Here is a 20,850-nt window from a genome sequence, read left to right as displayed (position 1 = left end):
TCAGGAGACAACCCGCCGCTTCCGGCTCGGCGTCCGCTCCGCGCTGCGCTTGCGGTTCTCCTTGCGTGGCTTACAGCCAGAGGACGTCAGCTGCGACACCCGCTGCGGGGAGATCCCGAGCAAACTACCGGCGTCCCGCACCGTGTAGCCCTGCTCCAGCAGCGTCTTCGCCGCGTCCACCGTCGCCTTCTCCGCTGACCTCTCGGCCTCCACCAGCCTGGCCCGCGCCTGACGTGCTGCCGCCACCTCGGCTGAAATCTCGGGCCGAACCTCAACCTCGAAGCTGCGCGGCGACACGTCGAGCATCAGCGCGATGGCTTCACGGGCCATGGCCTCCACCTGGTCGAGCCTGCGCGCCTGCGAGTGAACACCTCGAAGCTCGGGCACACTAATCGACCACCAGTTCCCTGAGCGCACGCATACGGCGGTGTACTTCGTCATCGGCGGTAGTCCCTTCTACCTGAGGCCGAGGTCGCGCAGGATGCCCCGCGCGGTCAGTTCGTTGATCTCCTTGTGTCGGGGTATGACGACTTGCTGCGAGCCGTACCGGTAGATGGTGTGGTTGCCACCTTCCCGCACGAAGTCAAAGCTGATGCCGGCGTTGGCGGCGGCTTTGCTGAGCTTCGTGAGGAGGTCCGCCCGCTTCATGCCCTCAAGTCTAGTTCGGTAGACGAGTTCAGTCTAGCAAGGTGGACGCGTGTTTGGGCAGGTCAACCGGTAGGAACGCCGGGCGATGTTGGCGGCAGCAGACCGGCGGCGCGGGCACGAGCCAACCTCTCAACGGCCGACCTCCTCATTCCTGACGCGGCCGGTGTGGGCGGTGGCAGCATGCGCGCCCGCTCCCTGGGTGTCAGGGTTGGGTGAGACCAGCGGTTCAGAGCAAGTAGCCCTCCCGGGGCGAGGATGGATCTTCTCTCGATGACGATTTCCAGCGCGCAACTGTCCGTCGGGCACGATGGGGCCATGACCAGTGAAGGACCTCGCGCAGATCGGCCACGGCGGCGTCGGTCGTTCACGGTGGCGGAGAAGCTGCGGCTGCTCGCCGGATACGAGCAGGCCGTCGCCGAGGGGGACGGCAACGGCTACCTTCGCCGTAACGGCTTGTACTCGTCGCTGATGAGTGAGTGGCGTCGCGCCCGTGACGCCGGCCTGCTCGAGGGCAAGAAGCCCGGTCAGAGCGTCGGCCGCCCGAGTGGGGACCAGGCCGAGATCGCCCGGCTGCGCCGGGAGTTGGAGCTGGCGAACCGGAAGATCGCCCGGACCGAGGCCGCGTTGGACATCATGGGAAAAGTTCCTCTGCTGCTCTTTGAGCGGGCCCGTTCCGGGTTGAAAATGATCATGGCCGCTCGCTGACGCCGTGTGCGCTTGGTCTTCGAGGCCGTGGAAAAGTCGGGTGTGGGGAGCTGCGTCATGGGCCCTTCAATGTTGCTTCGAGCACGCGGATCAGCTTCGCTTTCGACTCCAGCAGCTCCCGCGGGTGGCCGCCCTGTGACCGTTCGGGTGGAAGGACTGGCGTGCTGGAATCGAGTCAGGACAACGAGGAGATCATCGAGCGGATCGCGGCGCTCGATATCGGCAAGGCCGAGCTGGTGTGTTGCGTTCGGATCCCAGGTCAAGGGCCTGGGGGTCGGCGGCGGCAGGAGGTGTCGACCTACTCCACGATGACCCGGTCGTTGCTGACGATGGCCGACCGGCTCCGGGAACTGGGCGTCACCCGGGTCGTGATGGAGTCGACCTCGGACTACTGGAAACCCGTGTTCTACCTGCTCGAAGCAGCCGGCGTTGACACGTGGCTGGTCAATGCCAAGGACGTCAAGCATCTACCCGGACGTCCGAAAACCGACCGGCTCGACGCGGTCTGGCTGTGCAAGGTCGCCGAACGGCAGATGATCCGGCCGAGTTTCATACCGCCGGCGCCGATCCGTGAGCTGCGGGGCTTGACCCGGTATCGGGTCGATCTAATCGCTGCCCGAACCGCCGAACGTAGCCGGGTCGAGAAGCTGCTGGAGGACGCCCAGATCAAGTTGAGCGTGGTGGCCAGCGACATCTTCGGAACCTCCGGGCGGGACATGATGGCCGCGCTGATCGCCGGGCAGCGCGACCCGAAGGTGTTGGCGCAGATGGCCCGCAGCCGGTTACGCAAGAAGATCACCCAGCTGGAGGACGCGTTCGTCGGGCGTTTCAGCGAGCATCACGGGTTCCTGCTCGCCAGGATGCTGGCCCGCGTCGACGCGATCACCGCGGACATCGCCGAGGTGAACCAACGAATCGAGCAGCAGATGAGTCCCTTCGGTGAGTCCGCGCGTCGTCTGGACGAGATTCCCGGCGTCGGTCCGGCCACCGCTCACGTGATCATCGCCGAGGTCGGCGTCGACATGAGCAGGTTCCCCACCCCCGCTCACCTCGCCTCGTGGGCGCGCTTCGCTCCAGGGGTCAAGGAATCGGCGGGTAAGAGCAAAGGCTCCGGTTCCACCGGCCACGGCAACTCCTACCTGGCCAGAGTCCTGGGTGAGGCCGCCGTCGCCGCCGGTAAGACCGACACCTTCCTCGGCGAACGCTATCGACGTATCGCCCGACGCTGCGGCAACAGACGCGCTATCGTCGCCGTCGGCCGATCCATCCTGACCATCGTCTGGCACCTGCTCCGCGACCCGGTTACCCGCTTCAACGACATCGGCTCCGACTTCTACGACACCCGCGTCAACCCCGAACGCCGCAAACGCAACCACATCCGCCAACTCGAAGCCCTCGGCTACACCGTCACCCTCGCCCCAGCCGCCTGACCGACCCAGATCAAGAACCCGTCCCGGCTCCGCCGGGACGCTGCCGCCTGCCCACTCACCGTCCATTTTCGGATCAGCACACGCGCTCTTGGCCGAGATCTCCGAGAGCGCGGACACCGACACCACGCCGACCAAGCCCTGACCGATGCCCACACGGCGTTGCTGGCCGCGCAGACGTCGACGCGTGCAGCGGCCCGGCTGACCGGGATCGCCCGCAGCACCGCGCACCGACGCTCCCGCACCCCGGTGACGTACGCACCCACGCCTCGGCCGGTGCCGGCGAACCGACTGTCCGACGCCGAACGCGCCCGGATCCTGTCCGTGCTCGACAGCGACCGGTTCGTCGACACCACCCCGACCGAGGCATTCGCGACGCTGCTCGACGAAGGCGTCTACCTGGCGTCGATCTCCACCCTCTACCGCATCCTGCGCACCAACAATCAGGTCGTCGACCGGCGCCGCCAGGCCCGACACCCCACCCGGGCCCGCCCGGAGCTGACCGCCACCGGGCCGGGGCAGGTGTTCACCTGGGACATCACCAAACTGCCCGGCCCGACCAAGGGCGTCTACTACGACGCCTACGTCATGATCGACATCTGGTCGCGGTACATCGTCGGGCACCACGTCGCCGCCAGAGAAAGCGCCGAGATCGCCCACGACTTCATCACCGAGGTCATCGCCATGCACGGCGTCCCACAGGTCGTGCACGCCGACCGCGGCACCTCGATGACCTCCAAACGCGTCGCGGCGCTGCTGGCCGACCTCCACGTCACCCGATCGCACTCCCGCCCGCGCGTGAGCAACGACAACCCATTCTCCGAAGCCGCGTTCAAGACCGTGAAGTACCACCCCACGTTCCCCGAACGCTTCGGGTCACTGGCCGACGCCCGCGCGTTCTGCGACACGTTCTTCGGCTGGTACAACCACGAACACGTGCGCCACGAGGCGCCATATGACCGTACGGAGGTGAAAGACCACCGTCGCCGGGCCGTCGCAGCGGCTCGGTAGAAGCTGGGGGCAGCCTGAGCCGGGGGACACCGGGGAGGGCGGGAAGCGGCCCCGACAACGCCGGAACGGTTCGGAACTGCCAGACGGGCCGGGTTCGGCAAGCGAGATCAGAGGGTGTAATGCGAGTGAACCAGCGGCTGAAGTCCCGTAATGGTTGTGCCGGCTCGAACCTGGTGGATCTGGGCCGGTTTGCAGCGCTCGTACCCCTGGGTGTTCGAGGGGACGTCTCCGAGGCCGGATGCGTCGGCCGGTCCGGAGGCCGCGGTGAAGGACTGCGGCGTAGCCGCGGCGATGCTGCCGGGATAGAGCTGGGCACCGTGCTGATCGATCGGTCATGTGGTGAACGTGGGAACCGTCCCTGGTCGCCCCTGGTGCGGGCATCCAGTCCGTCTCGGGGGCAGGTCTGTCGCCGACTGGTGGCCGTGGGGCGGGGCGGAGGCCCCGTAGTAGTCCGAGGCTGGGAAAGCCGGTCACATGGCGAAGGGGGCCAGCAAGTCGGCAGTGAGGATGCTGGAATGCCGGGAGGACGTTGGTGAACACCGACGATCTGGAGGCCGCCGCCTACCGGGCGGAGCGCCGGGTACTGGAGATCCAGGCCAAGCTGCACCGTTGGGCACGTGAAGACCCTCATCGCGGGTTTGATGACCTTTTCAATCTCGTTGCTGACCCCGCGTTCTTGCTGACCGCGTGGATGCGGGTGCGTGGCAACAAGGGGGCGCGCACGCCCGGCGTGGACGGTCGCACCGTCTTCTACGTCGAGAACGTGCGAGGCGTCGAGGACTTCCTCGACGAACTACGGTCGCAGGTCAAGGACCGCAGTTTCCGTCCGATCCCGGTGCGCGAGCGCATGATTCCCAAGGCGAACGGCAAGCTCCGCCGTCTGGGGATCGCGTCCGTGGCCGACCGGACGGTCCAAGCGTCCCTGAAGCTGGTGCTGGAGCCGATCTTCGAGGCGGACTTCCACCCGTGTTCCTACGGGTTCCGCCCGATGCGCCGGGCCCATGACGCGATCGCCGAGACTCGCCTGCTCACATCCAAGAGCTACGAGTGGATCGTGGAGGGCGACATCACGGCGTGCTTCGACGAGATCGACCACACGGCCCTGATGGGTCGGGTGCGTGCACGGATCGCGGACAAGCGCGTCCTGGCCCTGGTCAAGGCGTTCCTCAAGGCGGGCATCCTCAGTGAGGACGGCCAACTGCGAGCTGTCAATCCCCTGGAAGCGTGGAGGGCTGTTTAAGCTGCCTGAGCCAGGCGGGCTTGGGCGATGAAGCGTTCGTAGTCGATGGGTGACATGCCATCGCAGGCGCTGTGGCGTCGGCGGGTGTTGTAGAAATCGACGATCCAGGTGGCGATCTTGAGTCGGGCTTCGGCGCGGGTGCGGAACCGCTGCCGGTGGATGTACTCGACCTTGATGGTGGAGTTGAACGCCTCCGCGGCGGCGTTGTCCAGGGCGCAGCCGACCCGGCCCATCGATTGCAGGACACCCAGCCGGCGGCAGGCGGTGGCGTATTCGGCGGCGGTGTACTCGCTGCCGCGGTCGCTGTGGAAGATCACTCCGTCCACGGTGCCGCCGCAGGTCGCGGCGGCCATGCTCAGGGTGGCCTGGGTCAGGTCGGCGTCGTGCCGGTCGCCCATGGCGTAGCCGAGCAGCCGGCGGGAGTGCAGATCGATCACCGTGGCCAGGTACAGCTTGCCCTCGTCGGTAACGATCTCGGTGATGTCGCCGCACCACAACACGTCCGGTGCGACGGCGGTGAACTGCCGCCGGACCCGGTCCGGTGCCACCGGCCGTTTGCCCTGCTTGGTGAGGGCGCGTCGGCGGCGCGGGGTGCGTCCGGCCAGACCCAGCCGCGCCATGCGGGCCGCGACGGTGTTGACCGACACCTGCCACCCGTCGGCGTGCAGGTCCTGGGTCACCCGCGGGGAGCCGTAGGTGCCGCCGGAGGCGTCGAACGCTGCCCGGATCGCCTCGTCGAGGGCATCGCGGCGGGCCTGCCGTGCGGTGGGTCGCCGGTCACGCCACTTGTAGAACCACGACTGCGACAGCCCCAGCGCCCGGCAGGTCACCGCGTGCGGCACGGCATGCTCGGTCCTCTGGGCGGCGACGAAGCGGGCCACGGTCACTTCGTCGCCTCCTTGACCCACAGGACCACGGATCGCTTGAGGACATCACGCTCCATCGCCAGCTCAGCGTTTTCCTTACGCAGCCTGGCCAGCTCGGCGCGTTCGTCCTCACCGAGACCACCCGCGGCGGCCTCGCCCCGAGCCCGACGCTCCTGCGCCACCCAGTTCGCCAAAGTGCCGTTGTTGATACCCAGATCCCGAGCGACCTGCGCGATCGGCTTACCCGTCTCCCGCACGATCCGCACGGCGCCCTCACGGAACTCCCGGTCGAACCGTCTCCTCGTTTCAGCCATGACCATCTATCCCCTTAGGTCTGGCCTCCACACTATCGGGGGAACCTCACCCGCTGCTGCAACTCAACCGGCAACTGCGGGGCTGGTGCGCATACTTCCGGCCCGGGGTCTCGCACGCCGCCTTCCACTACCTGAGCCACTACACCTGGGCACGGGTTATCGGATGGCTGCGCCGCAAGCACCCCAAGACCAACTGGAAGGACCTCCGCCGCCGCTACTGCGACGGACGGTGGTGGCCACACGGCCAGGAACGGGAACTGTTCGATCCGGCGAAGGTACGCACCACGCGCTACCGCTACCGGGGAACAGCCATCCCAACCCCCTGGCCGGCGGGCGGATGAGGACAGACCACACGACCACATGACTTGTGGAGAGCCCGTTGCGTTGAGAGGCGCACGGCGGGTTCGGCGAGCGGCCTGGAGAGACGGGCTGGTGGCAACACCAGCACCGCGCTCCAGGCCGACTCAACCACCACTCCGGGATCGGCCTGCACACCCCCGCCTCCGTGCACTACGACACCGCCAGCGCCGTGCACGACCAGCGGCAGGCCACCCTCGACGCCGCCTGGCGGGCCCACCCCGACCGCTTCACCCGCCGACCCCGACCACCAGCCCTACCGACCACCGTGTGGATCAACAAACCAGCAGCTCAACCCACCGAACTACAGAACACCTGACCACGAAAACGTCTCACTTGACTTGACAGGTTCCGTTCACTTCGCGGTGCAACAGTGTTTAACGGCCCCGCGCTTGTGTAGCTGTCCAGCACCCGAGCGTGGCTGGCCGCCCTCGCCGAGCAGGGCGTCACCGCCGGGGCGCTGTTTCGCCGGATCGACAAGCACGGGCAGCTCGGACGCGCCCCGCACGGCCGAGGCCCAGCCGACGGCCGGACCTCCGGGCAGGCCGCGGCCATCATTGTCCAGCGGACCGCGCTCACTGCGGCGTCGACGGGGCATCGCTGTTCAGCGGCCACTCACTCCGGCGCGGCTTCGCCACCTCCGCACGTCAGGCCGGACACGACCAGATCCGCATCGGCCGGCACGGCGGCTGGAAGGACGGCTCCCCCACGCTGGCCGCCTACATCGAAGACGTCGACCGTTGGACCCAGAGCCCGCTGACGGGAGTAGGGCTGTGAAGCTCCATCAACATGACCGCTGCGGACGGCCAACGAAGCGCACCGGAACGCCGTGCCGGCAGGGTTTCACCATCATCGGAAGCGTCTGGGGCCCAGCCTGCCGCAACCACATCACTGCGGAGGAGCTGGCCGCATCACTGCGGAGGAACTGGCCGCGCTGAACGCTGAGGCCGAGCGCTGCGCCGCCCGGGTCGTGAGCAGCGCGGTGGTGGATGACGCGCCAGCGTGCGCCAGTTGGTCGGTGACCGACAACGACCTGTCGGCCTGCCCGCGCACGTCGCGGACGTTTGTTGACGAGTGGTTGCTAGTCCCGGATCGCGTTGATGGAGGTCACGGCCGTGCGTCGGCCCGCGCCGACTTCGTTTGTTCATCCATCACGGTAGCTATTGCGAAGCCCGGGGAACTCAGCCCATGATCGCATCGAGTAATAGCAGCAGTACCTTCCGCTGCTATGGGATCTATCGAAGGGACCAGCATGACTCGACCGGAACGGGTCCGGCGGCTGCCGCGACGTTCGCAAACAGGTGGACGGGTTGCGAAGGCTCTGCGCCGCCTCGGGGCGGTCACGGTGGCCGCCATCACCCTCGGGATCATCTCGGCGGTGACGGTCGCGACGCCAGCCAGCGCGGCGACAACGACCATCTGCAAGAGTTCCCCCATGCCCGCCGGGTACGTCATCATCGCCGAGGGCTCGTCGATATCCTGCCCCGGCAGCTTCCCCAACACCTGGACGATCACCACCCCGTCCACCACGGGAACCACCGTGATGTGCAAGGTCTCCGCCGTCCCGAGCGGGTTCGTCATCATCGCCGAGGGCTCGTCGATCTCCTGCCCCGGCAGCTTCCCCAACACCTGGACCATCCGCACTCCGGCGGCCTCTGGCACGACGGTCATCTGCTCGGTTTCGCCGATCCCACCGGGATACGTCGTGGTCGGCACGGGCTCGTCGATTTCCTGCCCCGGCAGCTTCCCCAACACCAGGACCATCCGGCTGCCCTGATGCCGGCACGAGTGGTCCCGCCGAACCTCCGGCGGGACCACTCGACACGACCCGGACGCCCCCGCGCCAACCCGTCCACCGCCACCAACCAAGACTCACGCTGGCTCTTTCCCGGCCGCCGTGCCGGCCAGCCACTGCACCCCAGCACCCTCGCCGCGCTGGTCCACTTCCTCGGCGTCCCGACCACCGCTGGCCGCGCCGCCGCGATCCGCCAGCACGTCCTGGCCTAGACGAGTAGTTCCGAAACCCGGTCAGTGGTCGTAAGCGATCAGTGACCGGGTGACGGGGGCGCCGGTCTTGTTGTTGTGCCAGATCGCGGCGGCCATGGCGAGCAGGCGTTGGGCGACACGGACAGCAACACCGGCGAAGGTCCGTCCGCCGTGTTGTTCCAGGTCAAGCTGACCCTTGAGGGTGTCGTTGACCGACTCGATCAGTTGTCGGACCTTCTTGAGCATCGGCTCGCCGTAGCGGGCCTTCTCCCGCTTGCGCGACGGGCGCAGCAGTTCGATGCCCTGCTCGGCCAACTGTCGCTCGAACGGCTTGGAGGCGAAGCCCTTGTCGCTGATCAGCAGGATCCCGTCGTGCTCGGCGACCACGCCGGCCTCGACGTCCAGCATCGCGGCGAGGACCTCGCGTTCGCCGATCTTCGGGTTGGCCAGGGCCCACAGGATCGGCATGCCGGTCGGGGTGCACACCAGGTAGAGCCGCAGGCCCCAGAAGAAGCGGGAGTGTGAGGCGCAGTAGCCGTATCCGGCCCAGCCGGCCAGGTCGGAGCGTTGCACGGTGGGGCGGGACATACCGCAGGGTATCGGCGTGGAGTCGACGATCCAGTGGTTGTCGAACCAGAAGTCACTGTCGCGGGCCAGGTCCCGGATCGCCTTCTTGATCAGTGGGAGGGCGGCGCGGAGCCGTTTGTTGTAGCCCGATCGCTGCGGCAGGTAGGGGAACATGCCGGCCAGGTGGATACGGGCGTAGCGGATCCAGTGGGCCTCCGAACGGGCACCGAGCAGGACCTGCGCCACGGCCAGGCAGACCAGCTCGGAGTCGGTGAGCAGCGGTGGCCGGCCTCGCCACCGGGGCGTCCGGATGGTGTCGTCGATCTTCACGTAGAGTGCGGTCAAGAGGGTGTCCGAATCTTGCGTCACAACACGATCTTGGACGCCCTCTCTTCATGCCCAGACATCGACCTCCGACTTCGGAACTACTCGTCTAGGTGGGCAGGTCAGCGTTCCCTCTCACTCGTGAAGAGTCCCCCTGGTCCGCCGGGCTCGCCGAGATCAACGGCTACGTGGCCGGTGCCGGCATGGACACCGGCACCCTGCGCCAGCGCGACGGCTCGGGGCTGTCCCGGCGGAACCTGGTCCCGCCCACCGAGTTCGTCGACCTGCTGGTCGCCGTACGTGCCGAACCCTGGTTCGACGCCTGGTACGCCGCCCTCCCGGTCGCCGGCAACGCGGAACGCTTCGTCGGCGGCACGCTGCGCAGCCGGATGCGGGGCACCCCGGCGGCGGACAACGTACGCGCCAAGACCGGCAGCCTCACCGGGGTCTCCGGGCTCTCCGGTTACGTCACCGACGCCGACGGGCGGCGGCTCGTCTTCTCCGTCGTGCTCAACAACTACCTGGCCTCCTCGGTGAAGAGCCTGGAGGACCAGATCGCGATCGCGCTGGCGTCGTACAACGCCACGGGCGGCACGGCGGCGCGGACGGCACCCCCGGCGGCACCGGAGATCCCCCGGACGCCGGACGGCGTGGAGTGCTCCTGGCTCAAGCCGATCACCTGCTGAGGTGCCTGCAGGGGCCCCCTGCTCGACAAAAAGCGGTAACAAGGGGCCCCTGCTACCACCCCAACCTCGACTCAGGCGACCGGCGGCGGGACGGCGGCGGGGTCACCGCGCTCGATGAGCGCGTCGATGTCGGCCGGCCGGAGCCCGCGCAGTGCCAGCACGCGTCGTCCCCAGCGGTGCAGGCGGCACGGGTGCGGGCTGGCATCGTTACGGCACACCGTCCCGCCGGACCACCGGCGCGGCGCGTGCACCACCACCGCCCGGACGGCGAACTGCGCATCCTCGCCCGTGACGTACGGCGGTAGCGGGATCTCCCGGAGCACCTCCCCGTTCGGCTCGCCACCGACGCGCGGGGCGGGGGGCCGGACGGTACGGGTACTCGTGCTCATCAGCGAAGCCTCCCGAGGTCGTCGAATCTCCACAACGGAAAGTTATGACCTGATCGACGGACCGCGACGGACAAACTGTCCCGGCCCGAGCGCCACCGTCCGGGCGGCAGGCAGGCCGGCGGCCCCCTGGCACCGGCAGCCCCTTGGCACCGGCGGGCTAACGGCGGATGCGGCGGTGCAGCCCCCGCCCGGGATGCCAGCTCTCGATCACCAGGTGGTCGGCCGGCTCGCCCACCCGGGTCAGCACCACCTCGGTCAGCTCGACCCGGAACCGGTGCGAACCGTCCTCCGGCGGCGGCAGTTCGTGCGCGATCCCGGCGATCTTCGCGTCCCCGTCCCAGGAGCCCGGGTCGTCCTCCGGGGTGTCCTCGGTCGGGCAGTGCAGCGCGACCCGGGGATCTCGGCGCAGGTCGAGCGCCTTGAGCGCGCCGGGCATGCTGCCCACCCGCAGGTCCCCGTCCTCGAACTGGAACTCCGTACCGCTGATCCGGGGTGAGCCGTCCCGACGCAGCGTCGCCATCGTCCCGTGCTTGCGGACCGCGAAGCGGGCGCGTACCCGCTCGGCGAAGTCCGGTTCCTCGTCGACCAGATCCGACCACCATGCCATGCACCGAGGGTGACAGCCGCACCTGACACCGTGTGGCAGGTTTTCCCACGCCGCCGTGCTTTCCGCGATCCCTCGCGGCGTCAGCGGATCTCGAAGCCGAGCGTCCGGGCCAGCACCAGCGCCTGGTCCGGGTTGATGATCGCGCCGGCCCGTTGGACGGTCGTCGGGTCGACCGCGCTCAGGTCGCTGCCGCGCAGGTCGCACCGGGTGAGGCGGGCACCCGAGAAGTGCCCGCCGGAGAGGTCCGCGTTGGTGAGGACGCCGCCGGTCAGGTCAGCCGCGCTCAGGTCCACCTCCCGCATCCGTACGCCGTCGAGGCGCACGCCGCGCAGGTCGGCACGGGACAGGGCGACGAAGGACCAGTCCCCGCCCTCGACCCGCAGCGGACGCAGCTCCCACTCGGTGAACGTGCTGCCGACCAGCTTGCAGCCGGTGAACTCGGCCTCGAACAGGACGCACCGGGTGAAGACGCAGCGGGTGAACGCCGAGTCGACGTGCCGGGAGGCGTTGAAGCGCACACCGGCGAAGGAGCACTCGGTGAAGACCGCGCCCCGGGTGGTCGCCTCGGTCAGGTCGATGTCCTGGAACGAGCAGCGCACGAAGTGCCGGTCGACGATCTCCTCGCCGTACCAGTCCCTCGTGGCGGAAGGACGCGTCCTCGGTGAGCTCCGGCACGGTCCCGAGACTAGCCGCACCCCTTTCGGGAAGCCCCTACCAGCTAGTAGGTTCAGCTGTCGTGGACGTGGCGCGGAACATCGACCCGGACGAGATCGGCTTCGACCCGGCCCGGCTGTCCAGGATCGACGAGCACTTCGGCCGGTACGTCGACGCGGGGCAGCTCGCCGGCTGGCAGATCGTGGTGACCCGGCGCGGGCACGTCGCGCACTCCTCGACGTACGGGATGCGCGACGCGGAGGCGGGCGCTCCGGTGACCCCGGACACGCTCTGGCGGATCTACTCGATGACCAAGCCGATCACGTCGGTCGCCGCGATGATCCTCTGGGAGGAGGGCCGCTTCGAGCTGACCGACGAGATCAGCCGGTGGCTGCCCGAGTTCGCCGACGTCCGGGTCTACGCCAAGGGCTCGAACCTCAAGCCGTACACGGTGCCGGCGGTCGAGCCGATCCGGGTCTGGCACCTGCTCACGCACACCGCCGGCCTGACGTACGGGTTCATGCAGACCTCGGTGGTCGACGGCCTCTACCGGGCCGCCGGCTACGACCTGGGCTGGCCGCCCGGCGTCGACCTGGCCGCCGCCTCGGTGGCCCTGGCCGAGCTGCCGCTGCTCTTCCGGCCCGGTAGCGCGTGGGGCTACTCGGTCGCCACCGACGTGCTCGGCCGGCTCGTCGAGGTGGTCTCCGGGCAGCGCCTCGACGACTTCGTCGCCGACCGGATCCTGCGCCCGCTGGGCATGACCGACACGCACTGGTGGGTCGACGGGGAGGACGCCGAGCGGCTCGGTGCGCTCTACGTACCCGACCCCCGGACCGGCCGGATCCTGCGGCACGACCAGTTCGGGGCGGTCGCCCGCCAGAAGCCCACGCTGCTCGCCGGGGGAAGCGGCCTGATCTCCACCGCGTACGACTACCACCGGTTCACGCAGATGCTGCTGCGCGGGGGCGAACTGGACGGAGCGCGCGTGCTCGGTCCGCGCACGGTGCGCTTCATGACCCGCAACCACCTGCCCGGCGGACGCGACCTGGACGCCCTCTCCACCGGCGGCTTCGCCGAGTCGATCTTCGACGGGGTCGGTTTCGGTCTCGGCTTCGCGGTGGTGCAGGACCCGATTCCGGGCCGGGTGCCGAGCAGCGTCGGCGAGTACTACTGGGGTGGCGTGGCCAGCACCGCGTTCTGGGTGGACCCGGCCGAGGAGATCACCGCGATGTTGTTCACTCAGCTCATGCCGTCGAGTACCTATCCGCTGCGCCCCCGGTTGCGCCAGCTCGTCTACTCCGCCCTGGTCGACTGAGCCGCGTCCCCGCGACGGCCGGCTCGCGGGACCGGGCAGGACCACGGGAACGCGCCGGCTCGCGGGGCCGGGCAGGACCGCGGGAACGCGCCGGCTCGCGGGGCCGGGCAGGACCGCGGGAACGCGCCGGCTCGTGGGGCCGGGTGGGGCCCGGGACCGGGTGGGGCCGGCCGGTGGGCCGGGGATCGCCGTTCCGCCGCCCGGCCGACCGATCGCTCCCTAGCCTGGAGACGGACCAGTCCGTCGGACCGGGAGGCGGTCATGAGCAGCATCGTCGTGTTCGGTGCCGGAGGCACCGCGGGTTCCCGGGTCACCGCCGAGGCGTTCGACCGGGGACACCGGGTCACCGCCGCGGTCCGGCGGCCGGAGGCCACCTCGTACCTGCCTGCGGGCGTCCGGGTGGTGACCGGCGACGTCACCTCCGCGCGGAGCGTACGGGAACTCGCGCCGGAGGCGGACGTGCTGGTCGTCGCGGTCGGCGGCGGCGAACGGACGCTCTGGGCGGACGCGGCCCGCACGCTGGTGACGACGCTACGCGAACTGCCCGACCCGCCCCGGATCATCCACCTGGGCGGCGGGGCGACCCTGCTCGCCCCGGACGGCACCCGGTTCCTCGACGCGCCGGACTTCCCCGAGCGGTACCGGGACCCGGCGCTGGGGCAGGCCGAGGCGCTGGACCGCTACCGGTCCTCGGCCGACGGGGTGCCCTGGACCTATGTCTCACCACCGCCGCTGGAGTTCCACCCGGGCGAGCGCACCGGGCACTACCGCACCGGCGGTGACCACCCGGTCACGGACGCCCAGGGTCGGTCCGTGCTGTCGTACGAGGATCTGGCGGTGGCCGTGGTCGACGAGATCGAGAACCCCCGCCACCTGAACACCCGGTTCACCGTCGCCTACTGATCTCAGCGCGCCGGCCGCCCGTCGAGGAACTCATTCGGAAACTTATCAGAAGCGGGTTGCTCGCTACGTTATGTTGCCATCCGATCAATCACACACGACGCCAACCCGAACCCGTCGGAGCGCAATTCCTCACACCCATCGCCCCGTTACCTTTTTGATCGTCCCCAGCCGGGGACTCCTCGGTCGCCCGGCCCGGTATGACTTCCTGCCCTGTCGTACGCATGATCCGGGGGGTGTTGTCGCCGGGTCGGGTGGCGTCGGCGGACCGCTGATAGGGACACGGCCACCTGTTCTGTTGGGTAGGTCTCTTCGTAACGTGGCTGCCGGCAGTCCGACGCCTGACCAGCGGCCGGGGCCACGGGACGATGCGTGGAGGCGGGTGTGGTGCACGACGGATACGGCGTCTGGAATGGACGGGCCGGGGTCATTTCGGCGGTGGGGACCTGACGCACGACGTGCTGCTCGCCAGTACCGGCCTGGTCACGGCCCTGCCGCTGGCACTGTTCGGGTTCGCCGCGGTGCGCACGCCGCTGACCGTCATGGGCATGCTCCAGTTCCTGCTGCCGACGATCCAGTTCGTCATCGGCTACTTCGGCCTGCACGAGTCGGTCACCCTGGGCGCTTTCGGGGCGTACTGCCTGGTCTGGATCGGCGCGGCGGTGTTCCTGGCCGCGTACGCGGTTGCCAGCCGGCGAGCGGAGGCGCCGAACCGCAGGTGAGGGTGGTCTCACTGGGGGTGGGCACCGGTGCTGTCGCGGGCCGGCTGGGCGGGCACGCGGGGACGGGCCGCCGGCCGCCACTCCCGGCCGTTGGCGTAGATCACCCGGAAGCCCAGGTACGACGCGAGCGACGCCCAGTGCGCCGACCCCATCCGCAGCTCGGCGGCGTTGTGCCGGTGGCCGTTGGCGAGGACGTCGAGCAGGACGGTCTCGAACGCCGCCGACTCCACCCAGTCGACCTCCCGGGTGAACCCGCAGACCAGCGCCGCCCCGGTGACCGACAGGAAGTCCCGCATCGCAGAGTTGGAGGCGCGCAGCACCGAGCAGCTGCCGAAGTAGAGCCGCTTCCCGGCGCACCGGCCGGCCATCCGCTCCGCGACGTCGGTCAGCTCCACCGAGTGCCAGTCGGTGAGGCAGAGCCGGCTCGGCTCACCGTGCATGGCGAAGAAGCCGACCCGGTAGTCGGCGTACTGCTTGAGCAGCCAGCGGTCGAGGAAGTAGTTCAGCTCGTCCGGCGTGGCGGCGTCCTTGTGGATGAACCGGATCCGCCCGAGCCGCTCCAGCAGCTCCAGCGTCGGCAGCACCGACCCGCGTTCGTTCAGGTCACGGTGCCACTGACCCTCCAGGCAGAAGATCCCGCCGCGCGCCATGCCACCTCCTGCGTCCCCCGGCCCTGGACGTTACCGCCGCCGGCCGGTTCAGACCAGTTCGGGCGTCGTGGGACGAGCAGGGCCACCTGAACCCGGTTGTTCAGCTCCAGCTTCGCCAGCAGCCCCGGGCCGGGCTGTGGCTGCTGATCATGATCGCCGCCGGGCTGGTCCGGACGATACGCCGGGAGGTGTCCCTTCCGGCGGACCCGGGCCGGACCGGGGTGACCGCCGGGCAGCGGGCGGGGAGACGACGCGCCGCTGGCCGTTTCCCCGCCCGCTCCCAGGGGTTGATTCCGTTGGATGCGCCCGGGGTATTGGCGCCGCGTCCGAGCGGCACCGGGTCACGTCGCGGCGGCACCGTGCCGCGCGCCGAGCGGCACCGGGGCGCACCACAACGGGATCGGGTGAGGGAGGAATCCGATGACCTCCGGACGGGACGTCGGTGGCGGGACGGGCATCTTCCGCCGCAAGCCGGTCGAGGAGATCACCGAGGAGGCCGGGGAGGGCTTGGCCCGGTCGCTGGGGCTCTGGCAGCTCACCGCGATCGGGGTGGGCGGCATCATCGGCGCGGGCGTCTTCGCGTTGGCCGGCGCGGTCGCCAACGAGACGGCCGGTCCGGCCGTCCTGCTGTCGTTCCTGATCGCCGGGGTGGCCAGCGCGGCGGCAGCGCTGTCGTACGCGGAGTTCGCCGGCATGATCCCGAAAGCCGGCTCGGCCTACACGTACGGGTACGCCGTGCTCGGCGAGGCGGTCGGCTGGTTCATCGGCTGGGACCTGCTGCTGGAGTACACGGCGATCGTGGCGGTGGTGGCGATCGGCATCTCCGGCTACTTCAGCTTCCTCGTGGGCGAGCTGGGAGTGGAGCTGCCGGCCTGGATGCTCGGCGCGCCCGGCACCGGCGAGGGTCGGGTGGTGGACCTGTTCGCCGTGCTGCTCTGCCTGCTCATCGCGTTCCTGCTGAATCTGGGGATCCGTAACGCGGCCCGCTTCGAGACCTTCGTGGTCGGGTTGAAGGTCGCCGTGGTGGTCCTGGTGATCGTGGTCGGTTTCTTCCACGTACGGACCGAGAACTACTCACCGTTCTTCCCGTTCGGCTTCGGTGGCGCGCTGACCGGTGCCGCGACCGTCTTCTTCGCGGTCTTCGGTTACGACGCGATGAGCACCGCCGCCGAGGAGTCGAAAGACGCCCGCCGGCACATGCCGAAGGCGATCGTCTACTCCCTGGCCATCTCGATGGTGCTCTACGTGCTGGCGACGCTGGTACTGACCGGCATGCAGAACTACACCGAGATCGACCCGGAGAGCGGCTTCTCCTCGGCGTTCGCCTCGGTGGGCCTCTCCGGCCTGGGCAGCGTGATCGCGGTGGGCGCGATCATCGGCATCCTGACCGTGATGTTCACCTTCATGCTCGGGGTGACCCGGGTGTGGTACTCGATGAGCCGGGACGGCCTGCTCCCCGGCTGGTTCGCGAAGCTGCACCCGGTACGCCGGGTGCCGAGCCGGGTCACCTGGATCGTCGGCGTCGGCTCGGCGGTGATCGCCGGGTTCCTGCCGATCCGGCAGGCCGCCGAGCTGACCAACATCGGCATCCTCCTCGCCTTCGTGGTGGCCTGCGTCGCGGTGATCGTGCTGCGCTACCGCCGCCCGGACGCTCCCCGGACGTTCCGGCTGCCCGGGATGCCGGTGGTACCGGCGATCGGTGCGCTCTTCTCGCTCTGGCTGATCACCTACCTGGCGGCGGCGACCTGGCTGCGCTTCGGCCTCTGGTTCCTGCTCGGGGCGGTCGTCTACGCCCTCTACGGCTACCGCCGGTCCCGGCTGGCCCACAGGTGACCCGTGGCGGGGCTCCGGTCGACCGGAGCCCCGCCGCACGGTCGAGTCGCTGTCGCCGGAGAAGCAGCAGGCGTTGAACCAGTTCACCCTGGCGGTGGCTACCGGAGCGCCCCCTTCCGCTCACCACCCCGTCGACGGAATGTCCAACGGATGATCTTCCCGAGTGCTCACCCCTGCCGATAGCATCGCTGACCATGAATATTAGGAGCATGGCCCGCTCGCGACCCGGGCGGATGATCACTGCCATCGCACTGACCGTGGCGGTGGCGGTACCCGTCGTGGTGACCTCCGCCTCGGCCGCGGCCACCCTCACCGTGACCCAGGCGCTCGCCACGCAGGACGGGCGCACGGCGACCGTGACCGGGTACGTCATCGGCCAGCCGACGTCGACCACGACGGTGCTCAGGTCCGGCTTCACCGCCGACACCGCGATCGCCATCGCCGACTCGGCCGCCGAGACCAGCACGGGCCGGATGCTCTACGTCCAGGTGACCACCGCGTACCGCAGCACGTTCGGGCTGCTCACCAACCCGGACCTGCGGGGCAGGCAGATCACGGCGACCGGCACGCTGACCGCGTACTTCAGCCACGGCGGATTGAAGAACCCGACCGCGATGAGCCTCGGGGGCACCACCACGCCGTCCCCGACATCGTCCCCCACCCCCCTCCCGACCAGCACCGTCCCGGGGGGTGACTACGACTCGACGTACTACGCCGCCGCGATCGGCAAGACCGGCACCGCGCTGCGCAGCTCGCTGCACTCCATCATCAGGGTGCAGACGAAGCTCTCCTACGACCAGGTGTGGGAGGCGCTCAAGGACACCGACCAGGACCCCGCGAACACCAACAACGTCATCCTGCTCTACACCGGACGCTCGCAGAGCAAGAGCAGCAACGGCGGCGGCGTGGACGACTGGAACCGCGAGCACGTCTGGGCCAAGTCGCACGGCGACTTCGGCACCTCGACCGGCCCCGGCACCGACGTGCACCACCTGCGCCCCGAGGACGTCACGGTGAACTCGACCCGGGGCAACAAGGACTTCGACCTCGGCGGCAGCACGGTCGGCGAGGCCCCCGGCAACTACACCGACGCCGACTCGTTCGAGCCGCGCAACGCGGTCAAGGGCGACGTCGCCCGCATGATCATGTACATGGCCATCCGGTACGAGGGGAACGACGGCTGGCCCAACCTCGAGATGAACAACTCGGTCAACAACGGCACCGCGCCGTACCACGGGAAGATGGCGGTGCTGCTCCAGTGGCACCAGGCCGACCCGCCGGACGCCTTCGAGAAGCGCCGCAACCAGCGGATCTACGAGCGCTGGCAGGGCAACCGCAACCCGTTCATCGACCACCCGGAGTGGGCCCCCTCGATGTGGGGCTGACCCCGCAGCGGCCACGGTCGGTCCCGGCCCTGCCGGGACCGACCACGGGCCATCGATGCAAGTCGAAACCCTTTACCGCGTTGAAATCGACTGTTATCTTTCCGACAATCGCTGCAAGGTCTTGCGGCACCCGGACCCCGGACGTCGGAGAAGGCCCATGCCCACACCTCGCGCCCGGCGTACCCGGGCCGCCCTCGCCGCCGGACTCGCCGCCGCGCTGGCCGCCGTGGCCGCGCTGGCCGCGCCCCTGGCCACCGCGCCCGCACCGGCCGTCGCCGCGATCGACGCCCGCGCCCTCGGGGCGCGGTACGACAGCAGCGGATCGCAGATCACCTTCCGGGTCCACTCCGCCGCCGCCACCCGGATGACCGTCGACCTCTACGCCAACCCCACCGGCACGGGTGAGAACGCCGCCTACCTGCTCACCCGGGACTCCGCCGGGGTGTTCAGCGCCACCGTGGACGTCGCCGCGCTGCGCGCCGCCGGCATCAGCGGCACGGTCTACTACGGCTACCGGGCCTGGGGGCCGAACTGGCCGTACAGCAGCGCGTGGACCAAGGGCTCGTCCGCCGGGTTCGTCGCCGACGTCGCCGCCGCCGGCAACCGGTTCAACCCGAACAAGCTGCTGCTCGACCCGTACGCCCGGGAGATCAGCCACGATCCGCTCCGGCCCGGCATGACCGACCAGACGGTGTACGCCACCGGGCCGGCGTACCGGAACACCGACAGCGGCCCGCACGCGGCCAAGGGTGTCGTCCTCGCCGCCACCACCGCGGACGTCGGCAGCAGGCCGACCCGGGCGCTCAAGGACGACCTCGTGTACGAGGTGCACCTGCGCGGGCTGACCCGCAACGACCCCTCGGTGCCGGCCGCCTACCGGGGCACCTACCGGGGCGCCGCGCTGAAGGCCGGTTACCTCGCCTCGCTCGGGGTGACCGCGGTGGAGTTCCTGCCGTTGCAGGAGGCGCGGAACGACACCAACGACGTCGACCCCACCGGTACCGCGGGCGACAACTACTGGGGCTACTTAACGATCCCCACGAATGAATCCGGGGGATTTTCCTCCGGGGCCAGGCCCTGGATTCCCAGCTCGGACCGCACCTGATCCACCGTCCCGGAAGGAGGCGATCAGATGTCTTACGTCGTCGGCACTGGCACGGTCGCGTTCGGCCGTGGCGAGGATCGTCCTCGCGGCGTTTCGGTCGCGGCATGCGGTATAGCCGCATGCCGCGCACTCGAAGGTACGGATACCCAGTCCGAGGCGAAGATTGGCTCTCTCGCCGCACTCGGAGCAGGTCATCGTGGTGTAGGCGGGCGGTACCAGCACCACCTTGCGGCCCGCCCGCGTACCACGCTCGATCAGTTCTTTCTTACATGCGCCGATCGCCGCGTCGGCCGCTTTGCGGGCCATCGTGGTGCGGGCGAGGAATGTCGGCTTGAAGTCCTCGACTGCGATCAGCGCGTGGTGGTCAGTGACGTTCTTGGCCCAGACGCGGGCGTCGTGGGTGTTCTGTCGGGCGGCCTTTGTCGCGACCCGGGCGGCCTGCCGCTTCGCGGTCTGGTAGCCCTTCGACGGGGCGTGTCCCTTGGGACGACGGCGGCGGGCCATCGTGCGCTGGGCCTTGGCCATCTCGGCGGCGCACCGCCGGCGATGGCCGAGGTGCGGCAGGTCGAACGCCGGGTCGGTCGTGGCGGCGGTGGTCTTGATACCCCAGTCGACGCCGATACCCGGCGAGTCCGACTCGGGTGCGGTGGTGATCTCACGGCGGACCACGAACGAGGCGTACCAGTGGCCGAGGGTGTCTTGGTAGACGCGCACGCTGGTCGGCTCGGACGGCAGTTCCCGCGACCAGACGACCGCAACGGTCACCGTGCCCGGCAGGCACAGCCGGCCGTCTTTGATTCGGAAGCCGCGGGTGGTGTACTCCAGGGTCGGCAGCGAGTCCTTGAGCCGCTTGACCTTCGGTCGGCCCCGGCCCTTGACCGTGAACGAGTGGGCCAGGGCGGCACCATAGGTGCGCAGTGTCTGCTGCTGTGCGACCTGTGATCCCTCGCGCAGCCAGGCATGACGGCTGCGGGCCTCGGTCAGCAGTTTCGACAGCTTCCCGAACGTCGGCTTGCGGCCGGTCTTCTGCTGGTGCACAGCTTCGTTCCACAACCACCGGCACCGGCCCCACTCGTCGAGCAGTGCGGCCTGCGCGATACGGCCGGGCCGCAGGCGACAGGTGTAACGCACTGTCTCGTCCACCCCGAACACTATACAC

The 20,850-nt window shown here is 69.4% G+C and carries 24 protein-coding genes and 1 pseudogene; 14 read left to right on the top strand and 11 right to left on the bottom strand.

Going from position 1 to position 20,850, the window contains the following annotated elements:
• Positions 1-441, bottom strand: coding sequence for a type II toxin-antitoxin system HicB family antitoxin (locus GA0074694_RS13400; protein WP_141714086.1), 441 nt, complete (start codon positions 439-441; stop codon positions 1-3).
• A gap of 15 nt (positions 442-456) precedes the next feature.
• Positions 457-648 carry a type II toxin-antitoxin system HicA family toxin gene (locus tag GA0074694_RS13395; protein ID WP_091457805.1) on the bottom strand — a complete coding sequence of 64 codons (192 nt, stop codon included), beginning with the start codon at positions 646-648 and terminating at the stop codon, positions 457-459.
• Between the two features lie 315 nt (positions 649-963).
• On the opposite strand from GA0074694_RS13395, the gene GA0074694_RS13390 reads away from it, so the two are divergent.
• The 4 genes and pseudogenes from GA0074694_RS13390 to GA0074694_RS13370 all read left to right on the top strand — a co-directional run bounded on the left by GA0074694_RS13390 (position 964) and on the right by GA0074694_RS13370 (position 5,031).
• Positions 964-1,353 carry a transposase gene (locus GA0074694_RS13390; RefSeq protein ID WP_141714084.1) on the top strand — a complete coding sequence of 130 codons (390 nt, stop codon included), beginning with the start codon at positions 964-966 and terminating at the stop codon, positions 1,351-1,353.
• 161 nt (positions 1,354-1,514) lie between these two features.
• Positions 1,515-2,783 carry an IS110 family RNA-guided transposase gene (locus GA0074694_RS13385; RefSeq protein WP_091457801.1) on the top strand — a complete coding sequence of 423 codons (1,269 nt, stop codon included), beginning with the start codon at positions 1,515-1,517 and terminating at the stop codon, positions 2,781-2,783.
• Positions 2,784-2,858: 75 nt separating this feature from the next.
• A pseudogene (locus GA0074694_RS13380) lies at positions 2,859-3,725 on the top strand (transposase); the annotation flags it as partial.
• Positions 3,726-4,323: 598 nt separating this feature from the next.
• Positions 4,324-5,031 (top strand): reverse transcriptase domain-containing protein, encoded by a 708-nt coding sequence (locus GA0074694_RS13370; RefSeq protein WP_091457795.1) that lies wholly within the window; start codon positions 4,324-4,326, stop codon positions 5,029-5,031.
• On the opposite strand, the gene GA0074694_RS13365 is transcribed toward GA0074694_RS13370, so the two are convergent.
• Positions 5,028-5,918 carry an IS3 family transposase gene (locus tag GA0074694_RS13365; RefSeq protein ID WP_091457792.1) on the bottom strand — a complete coding sequence of 297 codons (891 nt, stop codon included), beginning with the start codon at positions 5,916-5,918 and terminating at the stop codon, positions 5,028-5,030. The genes GA0074694_RS13370 and GA0074694_RS13365 overlap by 4 nt on opposite strands.
• Positions 5,915-6,211 (bottom strand): transposase, encoded by a 297-nt coding sequence (locus tag GA0074694_RS13360; RefSeq protein WP_091458880.1) that lies wholly within the window; start codon positions 6,209-6,211, stop codon positions 5,915-5,917. Before GA0074694_RS13360 ends, GA0074694_RS13365 begins: the two co-directional genes overlap by 4 nt.
• Before the next feature lie 8 nt (positions 6,212-6,219).
• Between GA0074694_RS13360 and GA0074694_RS34180 the strand changes: the two genes are divergently transcribed.
• Both GA0074694_RS34180 and GA0074694_RS31610 read left to right on the top strand, forming a co-directional pair.
• Positions 6,220-6,552, top strand: a complete 333-nt coding sequence (locus tag GA0074694_RS34180) for a group II intron maturase-specific domain-containing protein (RefSeq protein WP_091459114.1) — start codon at positions 6,220-6,222, stop codon at positions 6,550-6,552.
• Between the two features lie 164 nt (positions 6,553-6,716).
• Complete coding sequence (locus GA0074694_RS31610) at positions 6,717-6,887, top strand: hypothetical protein (protein WP_176737893.1); 171 nt, start codon at positions 6,717-6,719, stop codon at positions 6,885-6,887.
• 788 nt (positions 6,888-7,675) lie between these two features.
• Here the strand turns inward: GA0074694_RS31610 and GA0074694_RS13345 are convergent.
• The gene (locus tag GA0074694_RS13345) at positions 7,676-8,332 is read right to left on the bottom strand and encodes a hypothetical protein (protein WP_091457789.1); all 657 of its coding nucleotides are present in this window, start codon (positions 8,330-8,332) and stop codon (positions 7,676-7,678) included.
• Positions 8,333-8,344: 12 nt separating this feature from the next.
• Between GA0074694_RS13345 and GA0074694_RS13340 the strand changes: the two genes are divergently transcribed.
• Positions 8,345-8,575 (top strand): hypothetical protein, encoded by a 231-nt coding sequence (locus tag GA0074694_RS13340; protein WP_141714082.1) that lies wholly within the window; start codon positions 8,345-8,347, stop codon positions 8,573-8,575.
• 21 nt (positions 8,576-8,596) lie between these two features.
• Here GA0074694_RS13340 and GA0074694_RS13335 read toward each other — a convergent pair whose 3' ends face one another.
• Positions 8,597-9,490 (bottom strand): IS982 family transposase, encoded by an 894-nt coding sequence (locus GA0074694_RS13335; protein ID WP_091457782.1) that lies wholly within the window; start codon positions 9,488-9,490, stop codon positions 8,597-8,599.
• A gap of 68 nt (positions 9,491-9,558) precedes the next feature.
• Between GA0074694_RS13335 and dacB the strand changes: the two genes are divergently transcribed.
• Positions 9,559-10,131, top strand: a complete 573-nt coding sequence (dacB, locus tag GA0074694_RS13330) for a D-alanyl-D-alanine carboxypeptidase/D-alanyl-D-alanine endopeptidase (RefSeq protein ID WP_091457779.1) — start codon at positions 9,559-9,561, stop codon at positions 10,129-10,131.
• A 71-nt stretch (positions 10,132-10,202) separates the two neighbouring features.
• Here dacB and GA0074694_RS13325 read toward each other — a convergent pair whose 3' ends face one another.
• From GA0074694_RS13325 to GA0074694_RS13315, 3 genes are all read right to left on the bottom strand, one after another.
• On the bottom strand, positions 10,203-10,520 hold the full coding sequence (locus GA0074694_RS13325; protein ID WP_176737892.1) for a hypothetical protein: 318 nt from the start codon (positions 10,518-10,520) through the stop codon (positions 10,203-10,205).
• A 157-nt stretch (positions 10,521-10,677) separates the two neighbouring features.
• Positions 10,678-11,127 (bottom strand): pyridoxamine 5'-phosphate oxidase family protein, encoded by a 450-nt coding sequence (locus GA0074694_RS13320; protein ID WP_091457777.1) that lies wholly within the window; start codon positions 11,125-11,127, stop codon positions 10,678-10,680.
• An 80-nt stretch (positions 11,128-11,207) separates the two neighbouring features.
• Positions 11,208-11,822 (bottom strand): pentapeptide repeat-containing protein, encoded by a 615-nt coding sequence (locus tag GA0074694_RS13315; protein WP_245714673.1) that lies wholly within the window; start codon positions 11,820-11,822, stop codon positions 11,208-11,210.
• Between the two features lie 41 nt (positions 11,823-11,863).
• Here GA0074694_RS13315 and GA0074694_RS13310 point away from each other — a divergent pair, with 41 nt between their 5' ends.
• The 3 genes from GA0074694_RS13310 (at position 11,864) to GA0074694_RS13300 (ending at position 14,718) form a co-directional block, all read left to right on the top strand.
• On the top strand, positions 11,864-13,096 hold the full coding sequence (locus GA0074694_RS13310; protein WP_091457774.1) for a serine hydrolase domain-containing protein: 1,233 nt from the start codon (positions 11,864-11,866) through the stop codon (positions 13,094-13,096).
• 261 nt (positions 13,097-13,357) lie between these two features.
• Entirely contained in the window at positions 13,358-13,999 is a 642-nt protein-coding gene (locus GA0074694_RS13305) for an NAD(P)-dependent oxidoreductase (RefSeq protein WP_091457771.1), read from the top strand.
• Positions 14,000-14,454: 455 nt separating this feature from the next.
• Positions 14,455-14,718 carry an EamA family transporter gene (locus GA0074694_RS13300; RefSeq protein ID WP_091457767.1) on the top strand — a complete coding sequence of 88 codons (264 nt, stop codon included), beginning with the start codon at positions 14,455-14,457 and terminating at the stop codon, positions 14,716-14,718.
• A gap of 8 nt (positions 14,719-14,726) precedes the next feature.
• Here GA0074694_RS13300 and GA0074694_RS13295 read toward each other — a convergent pair whose 3' ends face one another.
• A complete protein-coding gene (locus GA0074694_RS13295; RefSeq protein WP_091457765.1) occupies positions 14,727-15,368 on the bottom strand; it encodes a DUF6642 family protein in 642 nt (213 codons plus the stop codon).
• 420 nt (positions 15,369-15,788) lie between these two features.
• Here GA0074694_RS13295 and GA0074694_RS13290 point away from each other — a divergent pair, with 420 nt between their 5' ends.
• The 3 genes from GA0074694_RS13290 to GA0074694_RS13280 all read left to right on the top strand — a co-directional run bounded on the left by GA0074694_RS13290 (position 15,789) and on the right by GA0074694_RS13280 (position 19,691).
• Positions 15,789-17,201 (top strand): amino acid permease, encoded by a 1,413-nt coding sequence (locus tag GA0074694_RS13290; RefSeq protein WP_091457761.1) that lies wholly within the window; start codon positions 15,789-15,791, stop codon positions 17,199-17,201.
• Positions 17,202-17,395: 194 nt separating this feature from the next.
• A complete protein-coding gene (locus tag GA0074694_RS13285) occupies positions 17,396-18,586 on the top strand; it encodes an endonuclease (protein ID WP_091457759.1) in 1,191 nt (396 codons plus the stop codon).
• A gap of 157 nt (positions 18,587-18,743) precedes the next feature.
• Complete coding sequence (locus GA0074694_RS13280) at positions 18,744-19,691, top strand: GlgX family protein (RefSeq protein ID WP_091457756.1); 948 nt, start codon at positions 18,744-18,746, stop codon at positions 19,689-19,691.
• Here the strand turns inward: GA0074694_RS13280 and GA0074694_RS13275 are convergent.
• Positions 19,614-20,834 carry an RNA-guided endonuclease InsQ/TnpB family protein gene (locus tag GA0074694_RS13275; RefSeq protein WP_218105680.1) on the bottom strand — a complete coding sequence of 407 codons (1,221 nt, stop codon included), beginning with the start codon at positions 20,832-20,834 and terminating at the stop codon, positions 19,614-19,616. The two genes, GA0074694_RS13280 and GA0074694_RS13275, sit on opposite strands and share 78 nt — an antisense overlap.
• Positions 20,835-20,850: the final 16 nt, after the last annotated feature.

The organism is Micromonospora inyonensis (assembly GCF_900091415.1).
Classification (GTDB): Bacteria; Actinomycetota; Actinomycetes; order Mycobacteriales; family Micromonosporaceae; genus Micromonospora; species Micromonospora inyonensis.
Note: the sequence above shows the minus strand (reverse complement) of the source record. Positions and strands in the feature narration are given on the sequence as shown.

Coding starts and splice junctions, on each gene's coding strand:
- GA0074694_RS13400 (WP_141714086.1), bottom strand. CDS start 441: ATGACGAAGTACACCGCCGTATGCGTGCGCTCAGGGAACTGGTGGTCG.
- GA0074694_RS13395 (WP_091457805.1), bottom strand. CDS start 648: ATGAAGCGGGCGGACCTCCTCACGAAGCTCAGCAAAGCCGCCGCCAAC.
- GA0074694_RS13390 (WP_141714084.1), top strand. CDS start 964: ATGACCAGTGAAGGACCTCGCGCAGATCGGCCACGGCGGCGTCGGTCG.
- GA0074694_RS13360 (WP_091458880.1), bottom strand. CDS start 6,211: ATGGCTGAAACGAGGAGACGGTTCGACCGGGAGTTCCGTGAGGGCGCC.
- GA0074694_RS13345 (WP_091457789.1), bottom strand. CDS start 8,332: ATGGTCCTGGTGTTGGGGAAGCTGCCGGGGCAGGAAATCGACGAGCCC.
- GA0074694_RS13340 (WP_141714082.1), top strand. CDS start 8,345: ATGCCGGCACGAGTGGTCCCGCCGAACCTCCGGCGGGACCACTCGACA.
- GA0074694_RS13325 (WP_176737892.1), bottom strand. CDS start 10,520: ATGAGCACGAGTACCCGTACCGTCCGGCCCCCCGCCCCGCGCGTCGGT.
- GA0074694_RS13320 (WP_091457777.1), bottom strand. CDS start 11,127: ATGGCATGGTGGTCGGATCTGGTCGACGAGGAACCGGACTTCGCCGAG.
- GA0074694_RS13305 (WP_091457771.1), top strand. CDS start 13,358: ATGAGCAGCATCGTCGTGTTCGGTGCCGGAGGCACCGCGGGTTCCCGG.
- GA0074694_RS13295 (WP_091457765.1), bottom strand. CDS start 15,368: ATGGCGCGCGGCGGGATCTTCTGCCTGGAGGGTCAGTGGCACCGTGAC.
- GA0074694_RS13290 (WP_091457761.1), top strand. CDS start 15,789: ATGACCTCCGGACGGGACGTCGGTGGCGGGACGGGCATCTTCCGCCGC.
- GA0074694_RS13285 (WP_091457759.1), top strand. CDS start 17,396: ATGAATATTAGGAGCATGGCCCGCTCGCGACCCGGGCGGATGATCACT.
- GA0074694_RS13280 (WP_091457756.1), top strand. CDS start 18,744: ATGCCCACACCTCGCGCCCGGCGTACCCGGGCCGCCCTCGCCGCCGGA.